Below are 21243 nucleotides of genomic sequence, written 5' to 3' on the forward strand. Positions count from 1 at the left end.
CGCACGGACAGGCGAAGGGCCGCATCCCCGTCGCCGGAGATGCGGCCCAATCGCCTCAGGCGATCCGTTACTTGCGGATCAGGCTGCGCAGCACGTACTGCAGGATGCCGCCGTTGCGGTAGTAGTCCGCCTCACCGGGGGTGTCGATGCGGACGACCGCGTCGAACTCGACGCCGGTGTCGGTGGTGACCTTCACCGTGCGCGGGGTGCGGCCCTCGTTCAGCTCGGTCACACCGGCGATGGAGAAGGTCTCCTCGCCGGTCAGGCCGAGGGACTCGGCGGAGGCGCCCTCGGGGAACTGCAGCGGCAGCACGCCCATGCCGATCAGGTTCGAGCGGTGGATGCGCTCGAAGGACTCGGCGATGACGGCCTTGACACCGAGCAGCGCGGTGCCCTTCGCGGCCCAGTCGCGCGAGGAGCCGGAGCCGTACTCCTTGCCGGCCAGGACGACCAGCGGGACGCCGGCGGCCTGGTAGTTCTGCGCCGCGTCGTAGATGAAGGAGACCGGGCCGCCCTCCTGCGTGAAGTCACGCGTGTAGCCGCCCTCGGTGCCCGGCGCGATCTGGTTGCGCAGGCGGATGTTGGCGAACGTACCGCGGATCATCACCTCGTGGTTGCCGCGGCGGGAGCCGTAGCTGTTGAAGTCGCGGCGCTGGACGCCGTGCTCCGTGAGGTACCGGCCCGCCGGGGTGTCGGCCTTGATGGCACCGGCCGGGGAGATGTGGTCGGTGGTGACCGAGTCGCCCAGCTTGGCGAGCACCCGGGCGCCGGTGATGTCCTTCACCGGCTCCGGCTCCAGGCCCATGCCTTCGAAGTACGGGGGCTTGCGGACGTAGGTGGACTCCGCGTCCCACTCGAAGGTGTCGCCGGTCGGGACGGGCAGCGACTGCCACTGGGCGTCGCCGGCGAACACGTCGGAGTAGGACTTGGCGAACATGTCCTCGCCGATGGCGTTGGCGACGACGTCGTTGACCTCGGACTCGCTCGGCCAGATGTCCTTCAGGTAGACCGGGTTGCCGTCCTGGTCGGTGCCGAGGGCGTCCTTGGTGATGTCCACCTTCATGGAGCCCGCGATGGCGTAGGCGACGACCAGCGGCGGGGACGCCAGGTAGTTCATCTTGACGTCCGGGTTGATCCGGCCCTCGAAGTTGCGGTTGCCGGACAGGACCGAGACGACCGCCAGGTCGTTGTCGTTGACGGCCTTGGAGACCTCCTCCGGCAGCGGGCCGGAGTTGCCGATGCAGGTGGTGCAGCCGTAGCCGACGAGGTTGAAGCCCAGCTTGTCCAGGTACGGGGTCAGGCCGGCCTTCTCGTAGTAGTCCATGACGACCTTGGAGCCCGGCGCCAGGGTCGTCTTGACCCACGGCTTGCGGGTCAGGCCCTTCTCCACCGCCTTCTTGGCCACCAGCGCGGCGGCGACCATGACGTACGGGTTGGAGGTGTTGGTGCAGGAGGTGATGGCCGCGACCGTGACCGCACCGTGGTCCAGCGTGTAGGCCGTGCCGTCGGCGGCCGTGACGGTCACCGGGTTGGACGGGCCGGGGCCGGGGACGACCGCGGAGTGGTACGGGGCGCCGGCGCCGTTCTCCTGGTGGCCGTAGGCCGGGGCGTCGCTGGCCGGGAAGGACTCGACGCTGGCCTCGTCGACCGGGGAGGCCTGGGTGCCCTCGGCGGTGCCGGTGGTGCCGGCCTGGACGTAGTTGAGGACGTCGGTGGTGAACTGCGCGGCGGCCTGGGACAGGACGATGCGGTCCTGCGGGCGCTTCGGGCCGGCGATGGAGGGCACGACCGTGGACAGGTCCAGCTCGAGCTTCTCGGAGTAGTCCGGCTCGGCGTTCGGGTCCAGCCACAGGCCCTGCGCCTTGGCGTAGGCCTCGACGAGCGCGATCTGCTTCTCGGAGCGGCCGGTCAGGCGCAGGTAGTTGATGGTCTCCTCGTCGATCGGGAAGATCGCGGCGGTGGAGCCGAACTCCGGCGACATGTTGCCGATGGTGGCGCGGTTGGCCAGGGAGGTCTTGGCCACGCCCTCGCCGTAGAACTCGACGAACTTGCCGACCACACCGTGCTTGCGCAGCATCTCGGTGATGGTGAGCACCAGGTCGGTGGCGGTGGTGCCGGTGGGCAGCTCGCCGGTGAGCTTGAAGCCGACGACGCGCGGGATGAGCATGGAGACCGGCTGGCCGAGCATGGCGGCCTCGGCCTCGATGCCGCCGACGCCCCAGCCGAGGACACCGAGACCGTTGACCATGGTGGTGTGCGAGTCGGTGCCGACCAGGGTGTCCGGGTAGGCCTTGCCGTCGCGGACCATGACGACACGGGCCAGGTGCTCGATGTTCACCTGGTGGACGATGCCGGTGCCGGGCGGGACGACCTTGAACTCGTCGAACGCGGTCTGGCCCCAGCGCAGGAACTGGTAGCGCTCGCGGTTGCGGCCGTACTCCAGCTCGACGTTCTGCTTGAAGGAGTCCGGGGTGCCGAACTTGTCGGCGATGACGGAGTGGTCGATGACCAGCTCGGCCGGGGCCAGCGGGTTGATCTTCGCCGGGTCGCCGCCCAGCTCCTTGACGGCCTCACGCATGGTGGCGAGGTCGACGACGCAGGGCACACCGGTGAAGTCCTGCATGATCACGCGGGCCGGCGTGAACTGGATCTCCTGCGACGGCTGGGCCTGGGAGTCCCAGGTGCCGAGGGCGCGGATGTGGTCGGCGGTGATGTTCGCGCCGTCCTCGGTGCGGAGAAGGTTCTCCAGGAGGACCTTCAGGCTGTAAGGAAGCCGGGCCGAGCCCTCGACCTTGTCAAGCCGGAAGATCTCGTACGACTCGTCGCCCACCTGCAGCGTGCTGCGGGCGTCGAAGCTGTTCGCCGACACGACAGTCTCCTTCATTGATGTGCGCGTACCACCACACCGCAACCATAGGCGGCCCCCGAAGAGGGTGCCGCCACGGCGTCTCGGCCGGTCCGCTAAGGTAAACCTTAGTTAGGCGACCCTTACCCGGGGTGGCGACTGCGGTGCTCTCGGCAGATATCTCGATGTCGAGATAACTCTAGTACATGGGGGCCGGATGGTCATGCCCGGAGCGCACCGGGCTCGCCGGGGCGCAGTGGCATGCCTCACGCCGCCGACCGCGAGGAGCGGCACTCGCCGACGACCACCCTCTCAGGGCCGGACACCGCCCTCCGCCGGCCCTCCGGACGACACCCTCTTCTCATAGGCAGGACGGGACTCACGGAGCCGCAGTTCCCCGCAGGCGACCGCAACCCTCCCGCCGGCACCGCACCCGGTGTGCCGCGCTCCCGCCCCGGTGCCGCATCACGCCACCCCGCCGACGACGGACACGCACCACCCCCGGCACTCCGCAGCACTCCGCGGCGCTTCGCGCAGCACTCGACATGTCCCGCTGCATCACTCATCAGCACCCCAAAAAGGGACAATTGCCGAAAGGATTCGGTCACCTTACGGAGCCTCTGCGAACAACACCTGACCACAGAGCGACTGACAAGACATCACTCCAATGGCCCCCCATAACAGGCGCCATCTCATATCTGAGATAACCTCAACCTCATGGCAGACGACTACCTCGTACGCATCGGCAAGCTCATCCGAGATGCCCGGCAGCACCGTGGCTGGACGCAGGCGCAGCTCGCCGAAGCGCTCGGTACCAGCCAGAGCGCCGTCCATCGCATCGAGCGCGGCAACCAGAACATCAGCCTTGAGATGATCGCCCGCATCGGCGAGGCCCTCGACAGCGAGATCGTGTCCCTGGGCTATGCGGGCCCGATGCATCTGCGGGTGGTCGGCGGACGCCGGCTGTCCGGTTCCATCGACGTCAAGACGAGCAAGAACGCGTGTGTGGCCCTGCTGTGCGCCTCCCTGCTCAACAAGGGCCGCACGGTCCTGCGCCGGGTCGCCCGGATCGAGGAGGTCTACCGGCTGCTGGAGGTGCTGGGCTCGATCGGGGTCCGCACCCGCTGGATCAACGAGGGCGTCGACCTGGAGATCGTGCCGCCGGCCGAGCTGGACCTGGACTCCATCGACGCCGAGGCGGCCGTCCGCACCCGCTCCATCATCATGTTCTTCGGTCCGCTGCTGCACCGCATGGACCGCTTCAGGCTGCCCTACGCCGGCGGATGCGACCTGGGCACCCGCACCATCGAGCCGCACATGATCGCGCTGCGCCGGTTCGGCCTGGAGATCGCGGCCACCGAGGGCCAGTACCACGCCCGGGTGGACCGCTCGGTCCGCCCCGACCGCCCCATCGTGCTGACCGAGCGCGGCGACACGGTGACCGAGAACGCGCTGCTGGCGGCGGCCCGCCACGACGGGGTGACCGTCATCCGCAACGCCTCCTCCAACTACATGGTCCAGGACCTGTGCTTCTTCCTGGAAGCCCTCGGGGTGCGGGTCGAGGGCATCGGCACCACCACGCTCACCGTGCACGGGGTGCCGGACATCGACGTCGACGTGGACTACTCCCCCTCCGAGGACCCGGTGGAGGCGATGAGCCTGCTGGCCGCGGCCGTGGTCACGGAGTCGGAGCTGACCGTGCGCCGGGTGCCGATCGAGTTCCTGGAGATCGAGCTGGCGGTGCTGGAGGAGATGGGCCTCGACCATGACCGCTCACCGGAGTACGTGGCCGACAACGGCCGTACCCGGCTGGTCGACCTGACGGTCCGGCCGTCCAAGCTCGAGGCCCCCATCGACAAGATCCACCCGATGCCGTTCCCGGGGCTGAACATCGACAACGTCCCGTTCTTCGCGGCGATCGCGGCCACCGCCCAGGGCAAGACCCTCATCCACGACTGGGTCTACGACAACCGGGCCATCTACCTCACCGACCTGAACCGCCTCGGCGGGCGCCTGCAGCTGCTGGACCCGCACCGTGTCCTGGTCGAGGGCCCGACCCGCTGGCGTGCCGCCGAGATGATGTGCCCGCCGGCGCTGCGGCCCGCGGTGGTCGTCCTGCTGGCGATGATGGCGGCCGAGGGCACGTCCGTGCTGCGCAACGTGTATGTCATCAACCGCGGTTACGAGGACCTCGCGGAGCGCCTGAACTCGATCGGGGCGCAGATCGAGATCTTCCGGGACATCTGAGGCACCGCACGGCTCCGGGTGCGCGGCATGCGACGCCGCGCACCCGGCCAGGGCGTCCTGTCGCCCTCGGGCGCGGCGGCGTGCTACGCCGGGTCCACCGACAGGGAGTGACGGAAGAAGCCGGTCGGGTCCCATTCCCGTTTGATGCGGCGCAGGCGGTCGTGGTTGCCCTGGTAGTACAGGGTCTGCCAGGGCACACCGGAGCGGTTGCGCGCGGGGTCCTTCAGGTCGGTGTCGGGGTAGTTGATGTAACAGCCCTCGTACTGCTCGCCCGGTACCGGGACGCCGTGGGTGTCGGCGAGAAAGTCCTCGTAGACGGCGCGAGCCCAGCCGAGCCCGGCGGCATCGCCGGAGGGGTCCGGCCAGAAGGTCTGGAAGAGCATCTTGAACACCGACGCCCGCTGGGAGGCAGCGGTGTCCTCGGGGCGTACGGCGTTGACCCGGCCCCCGAAGGAGAACAGCACCACCATCGTGTCCGGGTTGGCGTACTCCTCGGACGTCAGGTGGCGGTAGAGGACGGCGGTGTGCCGGTCGGTGAAATTGCGGCGCATGTACGCGGACTTGTGGGCGCCGCGCAGCGCGGGATGAGTGATGGTGGGGTTGCTGGTGCCGACCAGGCGGGTGGCGTCGAGCCAGGGCATCCGGCGTGGGGCGGCCAGCTGCGGCATCGCGGGCAGGTCACCGGACGCCCGGGTCATCGCGGTGGTGCGCAGTCCGGTTCCCGCGGTGAGTGCGGCGAGGTAGTCGTCGAGCATGCGGTCCGCGCCGGGAGCCTCGGCATCGGCCTGGACGAACAGGTCGAGGGTGCCGTGGGCGCGGTGGCAGACGTTGAAGACGGTGCCGATGGCCGTCTCGGGCGCGTCCGGGGCGCTGTGCTGTTCGTGCCAGGCGCCGAAGTTCTTCAGCAGCCGGGAGAACCGGCGCTCGTCGAGGTCCTGCCAGGGGAAGGAGAGCGCGCTGACCAGCACGGTGGACGGCGGCCGCATCAGCTGGCGGGAGGGTGCGTCGCCGGTGGCGTCCGGGGACCGGAACCAGTAGCGGGTGACCAGGCCGAAGGTGCCGCCGCCTCCGCCGGTGTGCGCCCACCACAGGTCACGGTGGGGATCGTCGGGCTCGCGGGTCGCGACGACGGTGCGCACGGTACGGTCCCGGTCGACGACGACGGCCTCGACGGCGTAGAGGTGGTCGACCACCAGGCCGTGGGCGCGGGACAGCAGCCCGTACCCGCCTCCGGCGACGTGTCCGCCCGCGCCGACGCTGTAACACATGCCGCCGGGTATGGTGACGCCCCAGCCCTTGTAGAGGGCCTCGTAGAGGGTGAGCAGGCGTACACCGGGCTGCACGGCGAAGGCGCGGCGGCTCGCGTCGTATCTCACCTCGGTCATCTCCGACAGGTCGAGGATGACGTCGACGTCCGGGTTGCAGACCAGGTCGGCGAAGGTGTGGCCGCCGCTGCGCACGGAGACGCGCCGGCCGGAGCGGACCGCCTCCCGTACCGCCTGTTCGGCGTCCTCGGTGGAGCGGATCATCCGCACGTAGTCGGGGGCGGCGACGAACCGTTTGTTGTTGCCGGTGGTGAGCATCTCGTACCGCGGATCACCGGGCCGTATGGTGTCGCCGGCCGGGCGGGGTGCGGGTGCGGCGGCGCTCGCAGGGGCGGCCGGGGCGGCAGCCGTGAGGGCGGCGCCGGCTGCGGCCGCCCCCGCGCCGGTGAGCAGGCGTCGACGGTCGATCGTGCTCATCTGGGAGACGTCCTTTCTCTTCTGCTCGGCGGCAGTTGGTCACCGAGCGGGGTAGGACAGGGACGGGTGTCTCAGCCGGAGACGGATGCCGTGCGGGGCAGCGGTGCCGTGCGGGCCGGGCCGAGCCAGCGGGTGAGCACGGTGGTCAGCGCTCGCGGGTTCGCGTCGGCGCCGGTGGCCGCCCAGGCGGTGTAGCCGTCGGGGCGGCAGAGCAGGGCCTGCCACTCCAGGAAGTCCGGGCTGTCGACCGGCACCACCAGCAGGCGGTCCGTCCACGGCTCGGCGGCGGCCGCGAGGGCCGGGTCCGCGTTCGGGGTGAGCAGCAGCAACGGCAATGCGGGGGTGAGGAGTTCGGCGGTGGTGCGCGGCCCGTCCGGGGTGTCGAAGCGGTGGTTGGGCAGGAAGCTGCCCTGCAGCGGGGAGGTGGCGTCCGGGTCGGGGTGGGCGATGGACTGGCCGCTGATCTCGTCGGCGACCCGGCGGCCGCCCTCGGGTGTGCGCAGCAGGTCGGCCACGAGGGCGCGCAGCGGGTCGTTCTCCGGGCCGGGGCGCATCAGGGCGGCCTGCGCCCGGGTGTTGGCGATCACGGAGGCGGCCACCGCGCGCCGTTCCCGTGTGTAGCTGTCCAGCAGCTCGGCCGGTGCGTCACCGCGGGCCACCAGGGCGAGTTTCCAGCCCAGGTTGAAGGCGTCCTGCAGGCCGGTGTTGAGGCCCTGGCCGCCGAGCGGGGCGTGCACATGGGCCGCGTCCCCGGCGAGCAGGACACGTCCGGTGCGGTAGGTGTCGGCGAGGCGGGTGAAGTCGCTGAAGCGGGACAGATAGGTGGGTTCGTCCATGGGGACGGGCCGGCCGAGGATGTGCTCGGCGGCGGCCCGCAGGTCGTCCAGGCGGACGGGGGCGTGCCGTGGCGGCAGCGGCCGGCGGAAGTCGTGGGTAAGGACCCGGCTGTGCCCGTGCGGGTTGACGTTGATCAGGGTCCAGCCGTCCCGGCCGTGGGTCCAGCCCGGGGGCACGTGGAGCGGGTCGAGCAGCCGGACACGGCCGATCAGGGCGCTGAAGGTGGGCGGGGTGGTGGTGCTGGTGATGCCGGCCTGTTCGCGGACGGTGCTGCGGGCGCCGTCGCAGCCGACCACCCAGTCGGCCTCCAGGGTGTGTTCTCCGTCCCCGGTGGCGATGCCGACGCGGACGCCACGGGGGCCGGGGTGCACGGTCTCGACGCGCTGGCCGCGGCGGATGTCCGCGCCCAGGCTGCGGGCGCGGGCCTCGAAGAGGGCCTCCAGCTCCTCCTGGGAGCGGTGGAAGACCGGGACGCCCTCGGCGGTGGGCGCCGATATCTCCAGCACCGGCAGCCCGCCGAAGTGGAAGCCGGTGGTGTGACGGGAGGTCAGGCTGCCGGGGAAGGGAGTGCGCAGGTATCCGCGGCGCAGCAGCGACTGCACGGTGCGGGCGTGCAGGGTGCCGGCCCGGGGGATGTCCCGCGGCTGCGGCTGTTCCTCCACCACCACCGTGTCGATGCGCTGCTGGGCCAGTTCGGCGGCCAGCAGCATGCCGACGGGTCCGCCGCCGACGACGACAACGGTGGTGTGCTCGTAGGGGGTGCTCATGGGCACGGGCTCCTGGCGGCGACGCGAGGGACGAGGTTCGTAGGGGGGTGTGCGAGGCGGGCGCGGCACGGTGCGGGGCGGTGCGCGGCGGATCCTTTCCGCAGCCCACCGCCCCGGGTCGCCGTGCGCAGGGGCTACTTGTCGAAGCTCGCGAAGTAGCCGGCCGCCATGTCCTTGTCACCGTGGCCGAGTTCACAGGCGCGCAGGAAGCGGGCGTGGCCGGCCTCGACCACGTCCATGCGGATGCCGGCGCGCCGTGCGGCGTCGAGGACCAGGCCGGCGTCCTTGGCCGCGTTGTCCACGGAGAAGCTGGTGGTGTAGTCGCCGGAGAGGACGGCGGCGGACTTGCCCTGGAAGTAGCCGCTGTCCATCGGGCCGCCGCTGACGACCTCGACGAAGTGCCGGGGGTCGACGCCGAGGCCCTGCGCGAGGGCGAGGGCCTCGCCGACGCCGTGGGTGAGGGCGATGACCCAGGTGTTCAGGACCAGCTTCAGACGGCTGGCGGCGCCGCTCTCGCCGTCGTCGGCCACCCACAGGGTCCGCTTGCCGATGGCGTCGAAGAGCGGGGCGAGCGTGTCCCGCACCTCGGGCGCGGCGGCCGCCATGACGACGAGCTGGCCCTGTTCCGCGGGCTGGCGGGTGCCCTGCACGGGGGCGTCGACGAAGACCAGGGAGTGGTCGCGGGCGAACGCGGCCAGCGACTCGACGGCGTCGCCGACGGTGCTCATCTGCACCCACACGGTGCCTTCGGCGAGCGAGGGCGCGGCCGCGGTGACGGCTTCCAGGGCGGCGGGGCCGTCCTTGACGACGGTGAGGACGACCGACGCGTTCTCGACGGCCTCGGCGGCGGTGTCCGCGACGTGCACCCCGTGCTCGGCGAGCGGTTCGGCCTTGGCGCGGGTGCGGTTCCAGGCCCGGACCGGGAAGCCTGCCTGGGCGAGGTTGCGGGCGACGGGGAAGCCGATGATGCCGGTGCCGAGGACGGCGACGGTGGGCTTCGGCGTGGTGCTGGTCATGGGTGTGTTCCTCCGGTTCGGTGTGGACGGGTCCGGACGCCACCGGGATGGCCGGACGGCCGGACGTGTGGTGACGGGTCAGGAGACGGCGGACGGTGCGGGTGCGGTCTCGCGGGCGGGTGTGTCCTGGCCGGCGCGGGCACGGCGGCGCAGGACGCCCGAGGTGACGGCCGCGAGCAGGCCCGCCGCGGCGAGCAGGGCGGCGGCGCGGGGCGGGGCGGTGAAGCCGTACCCGGCGTCGATGACGCTGCCGCCGACCCAGGGGCCGAGCGTGTTGCCTATGTTGAAGGCCGAGGTGTTGGTGGTGGTGGCCAGCGTCGGCGCGTCACCGGCCTCGCGCATCACCTGGGCCTGCAGGGCCGGGTTGATGGAGAAGGCGGCGATGCCGAAGGCGGCCACGGCGACGACGCAGGCGGTCTTGTCGCCGGCGGCGAACGGGAACAGGGCGAGCACCGCGCCCATCGCGACGATGCCGGCGTACAGGTTGGGCAGCAGATGCCGGTCGGCGAAGCGGCCGCCGATGACGCTGCCGAGGAAGCAGCCCGCGCCGAACAGCGCCAGCAGCAGCGGCACCGCGCCCTCGGAGAACCCGGTGACGTCGGTGAACAGCGGCGACAGATAGCTGAAGCAGCAGAAGACGGCGGCCTGGGTGAGCATGGAGGTGCTCAGCGCCACCCAGACACGCGGGTTGCGGAACGCGGTGAACTCCGCGCCCAGTCCGGTGTACGGCGGGGTCGGCCGGCGCGGGACGAGGACGGCGACGCCGAGCAGCGCCACCACGGCGAGGCCGTCGACCACCCAGAAGCTCAGGCGCCAGCCGGCGTGCTGGCTGAGGTAGGTGCCGGCCGGGACACCGGCCACGTTGGCCACGGTCAGTCCGGCGAACATGATGGCCAGGGCCCGGCCGCGGCGTTCGGGCCCGGCGAGGTCGACGGCGACGACGGAGCCGATGCCGAAGAACGCGCCCTGGGCGAGCGCGGCGAGCACCCGGCCGGCCATGAGCACGCCGTAGCCGGGGGCGAGGGCGCAGACGGTCTGCCCGGCGATGAACAGCGCCATGAGGGCGAGCAGCGAGGTCTTGCGGTTGATCCGCAGGGTCGCCACGGTCAGGGCCGGCCCGCCGACCACCACGCCGAGGGCGTACCCGGAGATGAGCCAGCCCACGGCGGGGATCGACACCGACAGGCCGGCGGCCAGGTCCGGTAAGAGTCCGGAGATCATGAACTCGGTCGTTCCGATGCAGAACACGGTCAGGCCGAGGATGTAGACCGCGACAGGCATCGCACTCCTTGGGACGGTCGTCGCTTCGGTCGTTCTGGAACAGTCGTTAAAGAATGAGGGCAGCCGGAGACGACTCCGGCACGGCAAAGACCTCTCAGAGAGCGGCCAGCGTCGTGTCGACGATGCCGGTGAGGGTGTGCCGGTCCGCGGTCTTTCCCAGCACCCTCAGGCCGTACATCGCGTTGAGCACGAACTGCGCGAGCGCCCGCGGATCCTTGTCCGCGTCGATCTCACCGTCCCGCCGGGCGCGGGCGAGCGCACCGTACAGCGCCTCCTCCACGCGGCCGAAGATGCGGCGCACCAGACGGGTGACGTCCGCGTCGAGTCCGGCCAGCTCCACGGCGGCGTTGACCGCGAGACAGCCCCGGCGGCCGTCCTGAGCGGCGGTCTCCTCGTCGACGACGGTCATCATCACCGCGCGGATCCGCTCCCGGACCGCCTCCGGCCCCTCCAGGATCGCCTCCTGACGGGTCGTCCACTGCTCCTCGTACCGGCGGAGCACCTCCTCGAAGAGGCGGTGCTTGCTGACGAAGGTGTTGTAGAGGCTGCCACGCCCCAGTCCGGTGCTGTCCACCAGATCCTGGGCGGAGGTCGCCGCGTACCCCTTGCGCCAGAAAGCGTCCATGGCGGCGTCGAGGGCGTGCTCGGGGTCGAACTGCTTGGGACGGGCCATGGTGGGAGGATGTCACCTTCTGGAACGGTCGGTCAAATACTCGAGCAGAATGCTCCGGCTGCCCTTGGCTGTCCGTCCCGGGGCGGCGTCAGCCGCTTCCGGGCGGTGCGCCGTTTACGGGGCGACGCGGTGTCCCGGCGTGAAACCGTGCGACCTGGCGCCCGCCACGACGGCCAGGGCGGCCAGGGCCAGGACGAGCAGCGCCCACGGGAAGGCGGCCGCTCCGGCGGTCTCCAGCAGCAGGCCGCCGGCCAGGCCGCCGCCGGCGACGGCGAGGTTGAAGACCGTCACCAGCATCGACTGGGCGACGTCGGCCCCCTCCCCCGCGGCGTCGGCGATCGCGGTCTGCAGCAGGGTGGGCGCCCCGCCGAAGGTCAGGCCCCAGGCGACGATGCCGGGGAAGACCACCCAGGGCGACTCGTGCCCGATGCCCAGCACCACTGCGGCGGCCGCGAACGCGGCGAGGCTGACCAGAGTCACGGTGCGCAGCATGCGGTCGACCAGGACGCCGGTGGCCCAGATGCCCACGATGGCCGAGGCGCCGAACACCAGCAGGGCCACGTCGACACGGTCCTTCAGCCCGGCCTTCTCCAGGAACGGGGCGATGTACGTGTAGAGGATGTTGTGGGCGAGGATCCAGAAGAAGACCACGGCGAGGACCGGACGAACGCCGGGCGTGGTGAAGATCCGCCGGATGGGCAGACGTTCGGCGGCACTCTGGCCGGGCACATCGGGCACCAGGGCGCGCACCCAGAGCATGAGCAGCAGCGCCACGGCGGACATGATCCAGAACACGCCCCGCCAGTCGAACAGCGAACCGAGCCAGGTGCCCAGTGGGACGCCGAAGGTCAGCGCGATGGGCTGGCCGACCCCGACGACGGCCAGGGCACGGCCCTGCAGGGCGGCCGGGACCAGACGGCGGGCGTAGCCGGCGAGCACGCCCCAGATGACACCCGAGGCCATGCCGGCGACGAAGCGGGCGAACAGGGTCAGCCCGTACAGGGCGGACAGTGCGGTGACGGTGTTGAACACCAGCAGGCCGCCCACGGCCCACAGCAGCAGGGGCCGCCGGTTCATGCTGCGGGTGGCGGCGATGACGGGGATGGCTGCGACGGTCGAGCCGATGGCGTAGAGCGTGACGAGCTGGCCGGCCCACGCCTCCGTGACGCCGAGGCCGTCGCCGATCCGCGGCAGCAGACCGGCGGGCATCGTCTCGGTCATGATGGCGAGGAACCCGGCCGTCGTGAACGCCAGCAGGCGTCCCACGGGAAGCCGGTTCCCGGTCTCCGTCCGGCCGGGACTCAGGACGGTCGTCTCGGTGGTGCCAGGACTGCTCACAGGTGTGTCTCCAAGCAAGAAGCGGATGCCGGGGGATCCGGACAGGCCGGGTCCCCCAAAGGTGTGCGGTTTCCGACGTGTCGTCGTCGGGCGCGGCCGCGCGGACCGCGCCCGGTACGGTCAGTGACGGGCGAGGAGCGTACCGAAGCCGGCCAGGCGGTCCTCGATCCCGCAGGTACGCAGGGCGTGCCAGTACAGGACGGCGTTGTTGGAGAGAACGGGCTTGCCGAGCCAGGTCTCGGCGACGGTGGCGAAGCGCATCATCGGGACGTTGGTGCCGACCTGGACGATGGCCTGGACATCGGCACTGTCCACCGTCCGCACGGCGTCGCGCAGCTGGGCCTCGGTGACATGGGAGATCTTCGCGGGGCTGGGCATGCCGAGCCCCTGGATGGCGACGACGTCGTAGCCGCTGTCCTTGAAGAAGCGGCTCACGGAGTCGTCACCGAGCGGCAGATAGGGGGTGATGACGCCGACGCGGCGGACGTCCAGGACCGTCAGTGCGGCCTTGATCGCGTCGGGGCTCATCACGACGGGCAGTCCGCCGGCGACCGACCGCATCGACTCCAGGACCGTGGTGTGGGATCGGGGGCCGTCCCAGTAGCTCTCCGGTGAGACGCCGATGACCACGCAGTCCGGGGAGCAGCTGACGACGCTGCGGATCGCGGGGTGGGTGGACGTGCGGATGCTGTGCATCACATGGTCGAAACCGGGCTCGTCCTCCATGGAGTCGTCATTGATCACCATGCGGCCGATGTGGTTGGTGACGCCGGCCGGGCGCAGGGCGTCCAGTTCCGGTTGTGCCGAGGTGTTGGTCGACGGGACGACGACGCCGACCTTGAGGCGGGGGCCGAGCATGTCGGTCATGGGCTCTTCCTCTCCTGGGTGGCCGGCGGGGCCCCGCCGGGCGGGCGGGGCCCCGCGGATGCGTCAGCTGCTGCGGTAGTCGGGCTTCTTGATCAGGAGGCCGGCGCGGCCCTGGATGTCCGGGACGAGGACCGCACGGTCCCAGTCGTCGGCGGTGACGGGCTCCAGGGCGATGGAGACCGCTCCGTCATAGGTGTCGAAGTGGTCCGTGACGACCGCGGTGATCGCGTCGGCGAGACGTTGTTTCTGCTCGTCGGTGAAGTCGCGGGGGAAGTGCTTGATGTGGACGTGTGGCACGGTGCTCCTCCGGGTGCTGCGGGTGGACGGGGCACGGACAGGATGGTCGGGGCGGGTCCGTGCGGGCCGGGACGGTCGTCGTGCCGGGCGGCCCGCCGGGCGTGCGCCGTCAGGTCTCCAGCCGGGCGCGGATCGCCGCGGCGAGTTCACCGACGCCGTGTTCCTTCAGGACGGCGTAGTGGTCGCCTTCGAGGGTGACGACCGCCGGCGGGGCGGCGGACCAGCCGGAGCTGCCCTCGATGAAGGAGTAGTCGTCGCCTGCCGCCTTGAAGATCGTCACGGGGGCGTCGAGCCGCCGCTCGGCCAGCTCACGGAAGCTGTACTCGAACTCGTAGGTCTGCGCGACGATGCGGGTGATCCGCCGGATCAGCTCCTCGCCGAGGGCCGGCAGCCGCTCGGCGACGAAGGCCACGAAGCCGTCCTCGTCGCGGACGGTGGCCAGGCACGCGTCGAGGTCGGGGCCGCTGATGGTGCCGGTGAAGACGGAGAACAGGATGGTGACGTACGCGGGGTTGGCGTAACTGGCTTCGCGGCCGTGACGCTCGGCGTCGGCGGCCCGCACCCGGGGGTTGCCGGGGCAGATCAGCAGCAGGTTCTCCACCACCTCGCCGGCTTGCTCCAACTGCCAGGCGGCCTCGAAGGCGACGCGGGCGCCGAAGGAGTAGCCCCACAGGGTGTAGGGGCCCTCCGGCTGCACGCGGCGGATCTGCGCGATGTCGGCGGCCGCCATCTCGCGGACCGTCGGGTAGGGCGTCTCACCGGGGTTGATGCCATGGGCCTGGACACCGTGGAAGGGGCGCCCCAGCGCCGTCTCGCGGGCCAGCAGCCGCAGGTTCATCGGGTAGCCGCCGAGGCCGGGCCAGCAGAACACCGGGGCGCCGGTGCCCTCGGCGACCAGCGGCACGAGCCGGGAGGACGGCGCGCCGGAGCCGTCGGCGATGCGGGCGGCGAGATCGGCGAGGCGCGGGCTTTCGAAGACGACCTGGAGCGGCAGCCTCGTGCCGAAGGTGCGGTTGATCCGGTTGACCAGGGAGACCGCGATCAGCGAATTCCCTCCGCAGGCGAAGAAGTCGTCCTCGACGGACACGTTGTCGTACCTGAGCGCCCGGCCCCATTCCCCGGCCAGCCGGCGTTCGTGCTCGGTGGCGGGTGCGACGTAGGGAGTGTCCCGGCCGGCGTCGCGCACCGTGTCCAGGGCGGCCAGCGCCTTGACGTCGACCTTGCCGTTGGCGGTCAGCGGCAGCTGGTCCATGATCAGCACCCGGTTGGGGAGCATGTAGTCGGGCAGGAACGCGGCCAGCTCGTCCTTGATGATCTCGGCGGGGCCCTTCATGTGGACGCTGTCCTCGTGCATGCCCTCGCTGCGGATCTGCTCCTCGGAGACCTTGCCGCCGAGGAAGAAGTACGAGGCGCCGGTGGTGAGGCCGGCCGTGGTGAGGATGTCGTCGATCCGGCGGGCGGCGGGCAGCGGGTGCCCGGTCTTGGAGCTGTAGCCGGAGGACATGAACCCGAATCCCAGGCCGTTGCGCTGGAGATGGTGCAGCTTGGTGCCCAGTACGACGTACTCGAGCCAGGGCTCCGCGGCACGGCTGACGGCGGTGATGCCGAAGCCCGCTCGTGCGTACACCGCCTGGTTGATGGCGATGACGTGCCTGGACTCGACCAGCTCGTCGGAGATCCGCTCGAAGTCGCCGTCGCGCCAGCGGTACTGGCCCGCCGGCAGGCCGTCGACACGGCCGGGATGGGCCTGCACGAACAGCTCGGTCGGGTCGGCATCCGGTGTTCCGTCGTTGCCGCGGATCTCGAAGGTGCCGAGGCAGTGGTCCTCGTCGGCGACCGCCAGACGGTCCTTGACCCGCGGATCGTGGGTCAGCGGCCGGATGGTGAGGCCGTACTCGGGGAGGATCTCCTGGAAGACGCCCACCATGTGACCGGTCTCGAACTCCAGCACCTCGACGATGTTGTTCTTGTACACCGGCTCGATGGCCTGCCTCCGGCCGCTGAAGTGGACCAGCAGGCGCCCGGCCGGGGTGCCGGTGCGGTCGGTGACGCGCAGCAGCGTGTGGTCGGCGGGGTGGTAGTAGTACACGCCGGCGCCGAGTCCGGCCACGCCACCGGTCTCCAGGTACAGCTGGGTGGCGTACAGGGCTCCCGGCGAGGCGTAGGCGTACTTGGGCAGCAGGCGCTCGTCACTGTGGTACTGGCCGAACCACCGCAGCACTTCCCCGAGCTGGTCGAAGGTCAGGTCGGCCGGGTCGCGCCGGAGCGTGCCGGCCGGGCGGGGCGCGAGCAGGGCGGCCAGCTCGTCACGGCGGACGGGGCCGCCCTCGTAGAAGCGGTACGTCTTGCGGGCGAAGACCTCGCGGCGCTGCCGTGCGGTCTCCTGGCGGCCCGGCAGAGCGAGCACCGGCAGGCCCCGGGTCTGCTCCGGCGGGCGCAGGCCGGGGTTGGACAGCTGGGCACGCACCTGCAGGCGGCTGGCCTTCGACTGGTGGTGGGCGCCATGGTTGCCCTGGTCCATCAGGGCGGCTTCCTTGGGGTTCAGCTCGACGCAGGCGACGAGGTTCTGGAATCCGGTGCGCTCGTCGTCGGTGACCACGGCCGCGGCCCGCCGGACCCAGGTGTGCTCCTCGATCGCGAGGGCGATCTCGTCCAGCTCCACCCGGTAGCCGCGCAGTTTGACCTGGTTGTCGGCGCGCCCGACGAACTGGATGGAGCCGTCGGGGTTCCAGTGGGCGAGGTCGCCGGTGCGGTAGAGCCGCTCGGTCGGGATGAACGGAGAGGGGACGAAGCGTTCCTCCGTCTGCTCCGGGCGGTTCAGGTAGCCACGCGCCAGCTGCACGCCGCCTATGTAGAGTTCGCCGGCCTCGCCGATGTCGACGGGGGCGAGCTGCTCGTCGAGGATGTAGCACTGGGTGTTGTCGACGGGCACACCGATCGGCACCGCGCCGGCGCCCTCCCCCAGTTCGCCGGGGTCCACCAGGTGAGCGGTGGCGTTGATGGTGCACTCGGTCGGCCCGTACAGGTTGATCAGGTTCGCCCACGGCAGCGCCTCGCACAGGGCGCGGGCCAGCGGCCGGGACAGCGCCTCACCGCCGGAGAACACCTTGCGCAGGCAGGTGCAGGAGGCCAGGCGTTCGGTGTCCAGCAGGGCCTGGAGCAGGGTGGGGACACCCTGGAGCACGGTCACGTCGTGCGCGACGATGGTGTCGATGAGCGCCTCGGGATCGCGGTAGATGCCGGGCGCGCCCACCACCACACGGGCGCCCTGGGCGCAGGCGAGGATCTCCCACTGGGCGGCGTCGAAGCTCATGGGTGTCTTCTGGATGACGGTCACACCGGCGTCGAGGTGACCGCAGGCCTGCATCCAGCGCATCTGGGACACGATGCTGCGGTGTTCGATCATCACACCCTTGGGCCGGCCGGTGCTGCCGGAGGTGTAGATGACGTACGCCAGTGAGTCCGGCCGCGGACCCGCGGGCACCGGGCCCGCGGCGCCCCGGGCGTCGGCGAGGGTGACGATGCGGGTGCCGGCGGGCACGAGTCCGGCCAGCCGGTGCCGCAGGTGCTCCTGGGTCAGCAGGACCCGGGCGCGGCTGTCGTCCAGCATGTAGCGGAGCCGGTCCTCGGGATACTCCGGCGACAGCGGCAGGTAGGCGGCGCCCGCGCGCAGGATGCCCCACACGCCGGTCACCAGGTCCGCGGAGGGCTCGACGTACAGGCCCACGCAGTCGTCGGCGGCGACGCCGAGGGCGTGCAGGTGCGCCGCCAGTTCGCCGGAGGCGCTGCGCAGTTCGCGATAGGTGAGTCGCACATCGCCGCAGACGACGGCGACCTCGTCGGGCCGGGCCTGCACCTGCTGGTCGAGCAGGCCGGTCAGGCAGGTGGTCGGGCGTATGTCGTGTATCCGGGAAAGCGACGGCGCACTGGTCAAAGCATCCCCCATTGCTTTCGGACGAAGTGCTGAACAGACCTGGACGGAATTCGATCGATCGCGCCAGACTGCCCAGAAGAACCCCGGAGCCCCTATCAAACAAGCGGCAAATTCTTGTGTCAACTCTTGGCAATGCGCCCCTGGCCTGCACTTTCTCGCACCAAGAGAAAACTCGGCGTCAAATCCTCTGTGACAAGGACCTCATTCCCGTCAGGCGAGAAAAGGAGAGTCTGAACGAACGGAAAGTACCGTTCCACCGGCCGCTGAACGGGCATGCCGAACAGCGCCGGCCGGAACCGCGGTACAGGGTTCCGGCCGGCGCTTTGAGGTGCGAGACGGCGGGACGGTGGTCGCACGACCGTCGGGCAGACGCGGCTCAGTCGTCGAGGGCGACCAGACGCCGTACCTCCTGCGCGGCCTTCCGGGTGGCGGCGATGTGCGGAGCACGCTCGGTGGGCGTGAGCGCGCCCGGGGCGATGACGGTGACCGCGCCGACGACGAGGCCACCCCAGAACACCGGGACCGCGATGGAGTCCCAGCCCGCCACGCACTCTTCGAGCCCGAGCGCATAGCCGTGGGCACGGATCTCCGCCAGCGAGGCGAGCATCCGGTGGCTGTCGTGGAAGGCGCCGGGCCCCATGCCCGCGGGGACCGGTTCCGCGGCCACCCGACGCTGCACGGACTCCGGCAGATGGGCGAGGATGGCCCGTCCGGACGCCCCGATGCGTAAGGAGCGGTGCGAGAAGACCAGTTCACGCGGGCCGAACCCGAGCTCGGACAGGTCGGACGTGCCGACGGCCATCTCGATGCACTGGCGCTGCATGCCGGCGAAGGAGCTCAGCCCGTAGAGGAAGACGAGACTGCCGTCGATACTCAGCCGCAGCCGCTCCAGGATCCCGCGCAGCGCGTCATCGCTCACCGCCCGTTCCAGGGCGCCAAGCCCGAGCATCGCCGCCTGCGGGCCGAGCCGGTACCGTCCTCGCCCCACCTGCTGAAAGGTGCCGTGCGCCACGCCGGAACGCAGGATGCGATGGACGGCGGAGTCGTCGATGCCCGCGGCGCGGGAGAGTTCGGCCAGTCCTTGCGGTCCGCCGCCGAGTTCGGCGAAGGCCTGCTGGACCCGGAAGACCCGCTCGGCATGACTGGTTCCGCCGCCGCGCCGGACGGCTCGCCGGGGCGGCGTGACACGGCCGGCGCGAGCCGGGATCTCCGCCGGCCTGGTCGTGTCGTAGATGGGAGTGCTGGTCATGAAACAGGAGTCCTCTCTGGAAGCAGTGGGGACAGCTGGCCGGAGGTGGCCGGCATCGGCCGGCCCACTGGAGGACCAGAGGAATTGATGGCGCGCACGACGGCTTCCCTCCCCCGTTCGGTCGGCGCTTTTCACTGGGTCACCAGCATGTCAAGACACAAGCTGCGCTTTGTCTCGCCAAGACATGACCGTGCGTGAACACACCACCTGCTCTTCCTACCCGAGAACAGGGCGGCACACCATGAAAGCCGTCACATCCCACGCAGATGTCGTGCGGTGTCCATACGGCGTTGTCATACGTGCCCTGCCCCGCAGTAAGCGGGGTGCCGCAGTGACGCGTACGGCTCGTATACGGCCTGGTCCGCGACGATCCGCTGCGGCGGCTCGGCACCGACGCGGGTCGGCGCCTGGGCAGCGCGCGGTCGGGACCAGGGTGGGCTGCCCTGCTGAAGCACGTCGGCACGCAACAGCTCCCGACGGCGCGTGCGTCCCTGCGAGGCCGTCGACGCCGTCTCAGTTCGCACCGACCAGTGTCTCCATCTCCCTGCTCCGTCCCAGGCTCCGCCACCGGAGCCCGGCCGCTGCCAGGACGACGGCGAGCGCGATCCAGGCGCCGACGAGGCCGAGGGACTCCACCAGCCAGCCGGCCAGGAGCGAGGCGGTGAACTTGGCCGTCCCCGCCACGGCGTTGCGCACCACCGCGAAGCGACCCACCTGGTCCTCGGGCGGCGCCTGGTTGGTCAGCACCTGCATCACCATCACATGCGCGGTGAGGACGGCGTTGAGCACGAGGAAGAGCACAACGACGGCAGCCGGCCAGCGGGTGAGCGCGGTCCCGGCGGCCAGCGCCGCAGCGACGGGAAAGGCGGCCCGCAGGACGAGGCCGGACGACAGCCGCCTGCTCGTCAGTGCCGTACCCGCCAGGAATCCGCCGCTCATGGCGGCCACGCTGAGCACCGCGTAGAAGTCACCGGATCCGGGCGCCACCGTCTGCGCCAAGGGAACGGCGACGGTGGAGAGGAACGGAAGCGAGCCGCTGCTGGGGAACGAGTACAGCAGGATGGCGCGCAGCACCCGTGAGCCGTCCGAGGGGCTCTGCATCGGCTTGCGCATCTCCGGCGCAGCGGCCTGACCGGTGTCCTTCGTCGCCGGCTCCGCGGCCGCCGTCGGCTTCTCCTCGTCGCGCGGCGTCGAGGGGGTGGCGAGGCGTACCGCCACGAGTCCCGCCAGGTAGAGCAGGGCAGCGGTGGCGAAGCACCAGCCCACTGCCCCGATCCCCAGCAGCACACCGGCCGCCCCGCCGCCGACCGCCCCGCCCACCTGCCCCAGCGACGTGGAGCGCTGCCGCAGCCGTATGGCCTCCGAGGCCGGGTATCCCTGACGGATGAAGCGGCCGGCGTGGGCCTTGTTCATCGTCTTCACGAAGCTCAAGCTGCACTGCACGACGGCGAAGGCACCCAGCGCGGGTCCCGGAGGCGAGCCGGCCATCCACACCAGGGTGAGCAAGGCGGACCCGGCGAAGAGCACCCAGTTCGTCAGGGACAGCCGGTGGGCCGGGTCCCCGTTGTCGGCCCTCTTGCGGATGAGCAGCCCCAGGACGACGCCCGGCAGATAGGCCGCGGCGTTCATCGCCCCGGTGACCAGCGCGTTGTGGCTCAGGCGGTAGGAGGCCCACATGATGCTGACCGCTTGCACGGTCTCGGCGACACTGCTGGTGCAGAAGTAGGTGAGCAGCCACCTTCCGCTGCGGGTCGACCGAGCAGTCGCTTCCTGAGGGGCAATAGTCACTTCCGTGAACCGATCTCTCCGACGTACAGGAGGCGGGCCGGGGGATTCGGCTGCGCCGACTGGTGGCCCAGGGCGGTGAATGACGGCGATGTCGGCAGCGAGCGTAGCGCGCGGCGGGATGTTCCCTCCGCACCTGCACCGTGGGTGTGGGTTCTGGTGGTCATCGTGACGGTCGTACTGCTGCTGCGGCCGCGCGGTGCATGCCGCTGCCGCTTGGCCTGACGCGCAAGTACTGCGGAGCGCTCACCCGGGGTCCGCCGCGGTGAGCGCTCCGCGCTCCCCTCGCACCGACCGCACCGACCGCCCACTACCACGCCATCCCGCAGGTCGGGACCCATTTGCCGCTTCGTCCCCGCAGGAAG

General features: G+C 71.0%; 13 protein-coding genes. 1 reads left to right on the forward strand and 12 read right to left on the reverse strand.

Going from position 1 to position 21243, the window contains the following annotated elements; all coding sequences use genetic code 11:
* Positions 1-67 precede the first annotated feature (67 nt).
* Positions 68-2884, reverse strand: a complete 2817-nt coding sequence (locus IE286_RS03365) for an aconitate hydratase (RefSeq protein ID WP_189795058.1) — start codon at positions 2882-2884, stop codon at positions 68-70.
* 678 nt (positions 2885-3562) lie between these two features.
* Between IE286_RS03365 and IE286_RS03370 the strand changes: the two genes are divergently transcribed.
* Positions 3563-5092 (forward strand): helix-turn-helix domain-containing protein, encoded by a 1530-nt coding sequence (locus tag IE286_RS03370; RefSeq protein ID WP_189795059.1) that lies wholly within the window; start codon positions 3563-3565, stop codon positions 5090-5092.
* 83 nt (positions 5093-5175) lie between these two features.
* On the opposite strand, the gene IE286_RS03375 is transcribed toward IE286_RS03370, so the two are convergent.
* The 11 genes from IE286_RS03375 to IE286_RS03425 all read right to left on the reverse strand — a co-directional run bounded on the left by IE286_RS03375 (position 5176) and on the right by IE286_RS03425 (position 20881).
* Positions 5176-6834, reverse strand: a complete 1659-nt coding sequence (locus tag IE286_RS03375; RefSeq protein WP_189795060.1) for an FAD-binding oxidoreductase — start codon at positions 6832-6834, stop codon at positions 5176-5178.
* A 71-nt stretch (positions 6835-6905) separates the two neighbouring features.
* Positions 6906-8438 (reverse strand): FAD-dependent monooxygenase, encoded by a 1533-nt coding sequence (locus tag IE286_RS03380; protein ID WP_189795061.1) that lies wholly within the window; start codon positions 8436-8438, stop codon positions 6906-6908.
* Positions 8439-8572: 134 nt separating this feature from the next.
* On the reverse strand, positions 8573-9454 hold the full coding sequence (locus IE286_RS03385) for an NAD(P)-dependent oxidoreductase (RefSeq protein WP_229861929.1): 882 nt from the start codon (positions 9452-9454) through the stop codon (positions 8573-8575).
* A gap of 78 nt (positions 9455-9532) precedes the next feature.
* Complete coding sequence (locus tag IE286_RS03390; RefSeq protein WP_189795062.1) at positions 9533-10735, reverse strand: Cmx/CmrA family chloramphenicol efflux MFS transporter; 1203 nt, start codon at positions 10733-10735, stop codon at positions 9533-9535.
* Between the two features lie 94 nt (positions 10736-10829).
* On the reverse strand, positions 10830-11408 hold the full coding sequence (locus IE286_RS03395; protein ID WP_189795063.1) for a TetR/AcrR family transcriptional regulator: 579 nt from the start codon (positions 11406-11408) through the stop codon (positions 10830-10832).
* Positions 11409-11522: 114 nt separating this feature from the next.
* Entirely contained in the window at positions 11523-12746 is a 1224-nt protein-coding gene (locus IE286_RS03400) for an MFS transporter (RefSeq protein WP_189795064.1), read from the reverse strand.
* Between the two features lie 120 nt (positions 12747-12866).
* Entirely contained in the window at positions 12867-13613 is a 747-nt protein-coding gene (locus IE286_RS03405) for a maleate cis-trans isomerase family protein (protein WP_189795065.1), read from the reverse strand.
* Positions 13614-13676: 63 nt separating this feature from the next.
* Positions 13677-13910: a tautomerase family protein gene (locus IE286_RS03410; protein WP_189795066.1), complete on the reverse strand. Its 234-nt coding sequence runs from the start codon at positions 13908-13910 to the stop codon at positions 13677-13679.
* A gap of 109 nt (positions 13911-14019) precedes the next feature.
* The gene (locus tag IE286_RS03415; protein WP_229861930.1) at positions 14020-17844 is read right to left on the reverse strand and encodes a non-ribosomal peptide synthetase family protein; all 3825 of its coding nucleotides are present in this window, start codon (positions 17842-17844) and stop codon (positions 14020-14022) included.
* 376 nt (positions 17845-18220) lie between these two features.
* Positions 18221-19093 (reverse strand): IclR family transcriptional regulator, encoded by an 873-nt coding sequence (locus IE286_RS03420; protein ID WP_189795068.1) that lies wholly within the window; start codon positions 19091-19093, stop codon positions 18221-18223.
* A gap of 513 nt (positions 19094-19606) precedes the next feature.
* Entirely contained in the window at positions 19607-20881 is a 1275-nt protein-coding gene (locus tag IE286_RS03425) for an MFS transporter (protein WP_189795069.1), read from the reverse strand.
* Positions 20882-21243: the final 362 nt, after the last annotated feature.

Source organism: Streptomyces thermodiastaticus (genome assembly GCF_014656135.1).
Taxonomy (GTDB): Bacteria; Actinomycetota; Actinomycetes; order Streptomycetales; family Streptomycetaceae; genus Streptomyces; species Streptomyces thermodiastaticus.

What these genes read in the sequence shown, in the direction of transcription:
- IE286_RS03395 (WP_189795063.1), bottom strand. Translation starts at nt 11,408, where the DNA reads ATGGCCCGTCCCAAGCAGTTCGACCCCGAGCACGCCCTCGACGCCGCC.
- IE286_RS03390 (WP_189795062.1), bottom strand. Translation starts at nt 10,735, where the DNA reads ATGCCTGTCGCGGTCTACATCCTCGGCCTGACCGTGTTCTGCATCGGA.
- IE286_RS03365 (WP_189795058.1), bottom strand. Translation starts at nt 2,884, where the DNA reads ATGAAGGAGACTGTCGTGTCGGCGAACAGCTTCGACGCCCGCAGCACG.
- IE286_RS03385 (WP_229861929.1), bottom strand. Translation starts at nt 9,454, where the DNA reads ATGACCAGCACCACGCCGAAGCCCACCGTCGCCGTCCTCGGCACCGGC.
- IE286_RS03380 (WP_189795061.1), bottom strand. Translation starts at nt 8,438, where the DNA reads ATGAGCACCCCCTACGAGCACACCACCGTTGTCGTCGTCGGCGGCGGA.
- IE286_RS03405 (WP_189795065.1), bottom strand. Translation starts at nt 13,613, where the DNA reads ATGACCGACATGCTCGGCCCCCGCCTCAAGGTCGGCGTCGTCGTCCCG.
- IE286_RS03420 (WP_189795068.1), bottom strand. Translation starts at nt 19,093, where the DNA reads ATGACCAGCACTCCCATCTACGACACGACCAGGCCGGCGGAGATCCCG.
- IE286_RS03375 (WP_189795060.1), bottom strand. Translation starts at nt 6,834, where the DNA reads ATGAGCACGATCGACCGTCGACGCCTGCTCACCGGCGCGGGGGCGGCC.
- IE286_RS03370 (WP_189795059.1), top strand. Translation starts at nt 3,563, where the DNA reads ATGGCAGACGACTACCTCGTACGCATCGGCAAGCTCATCCGAGATGCC.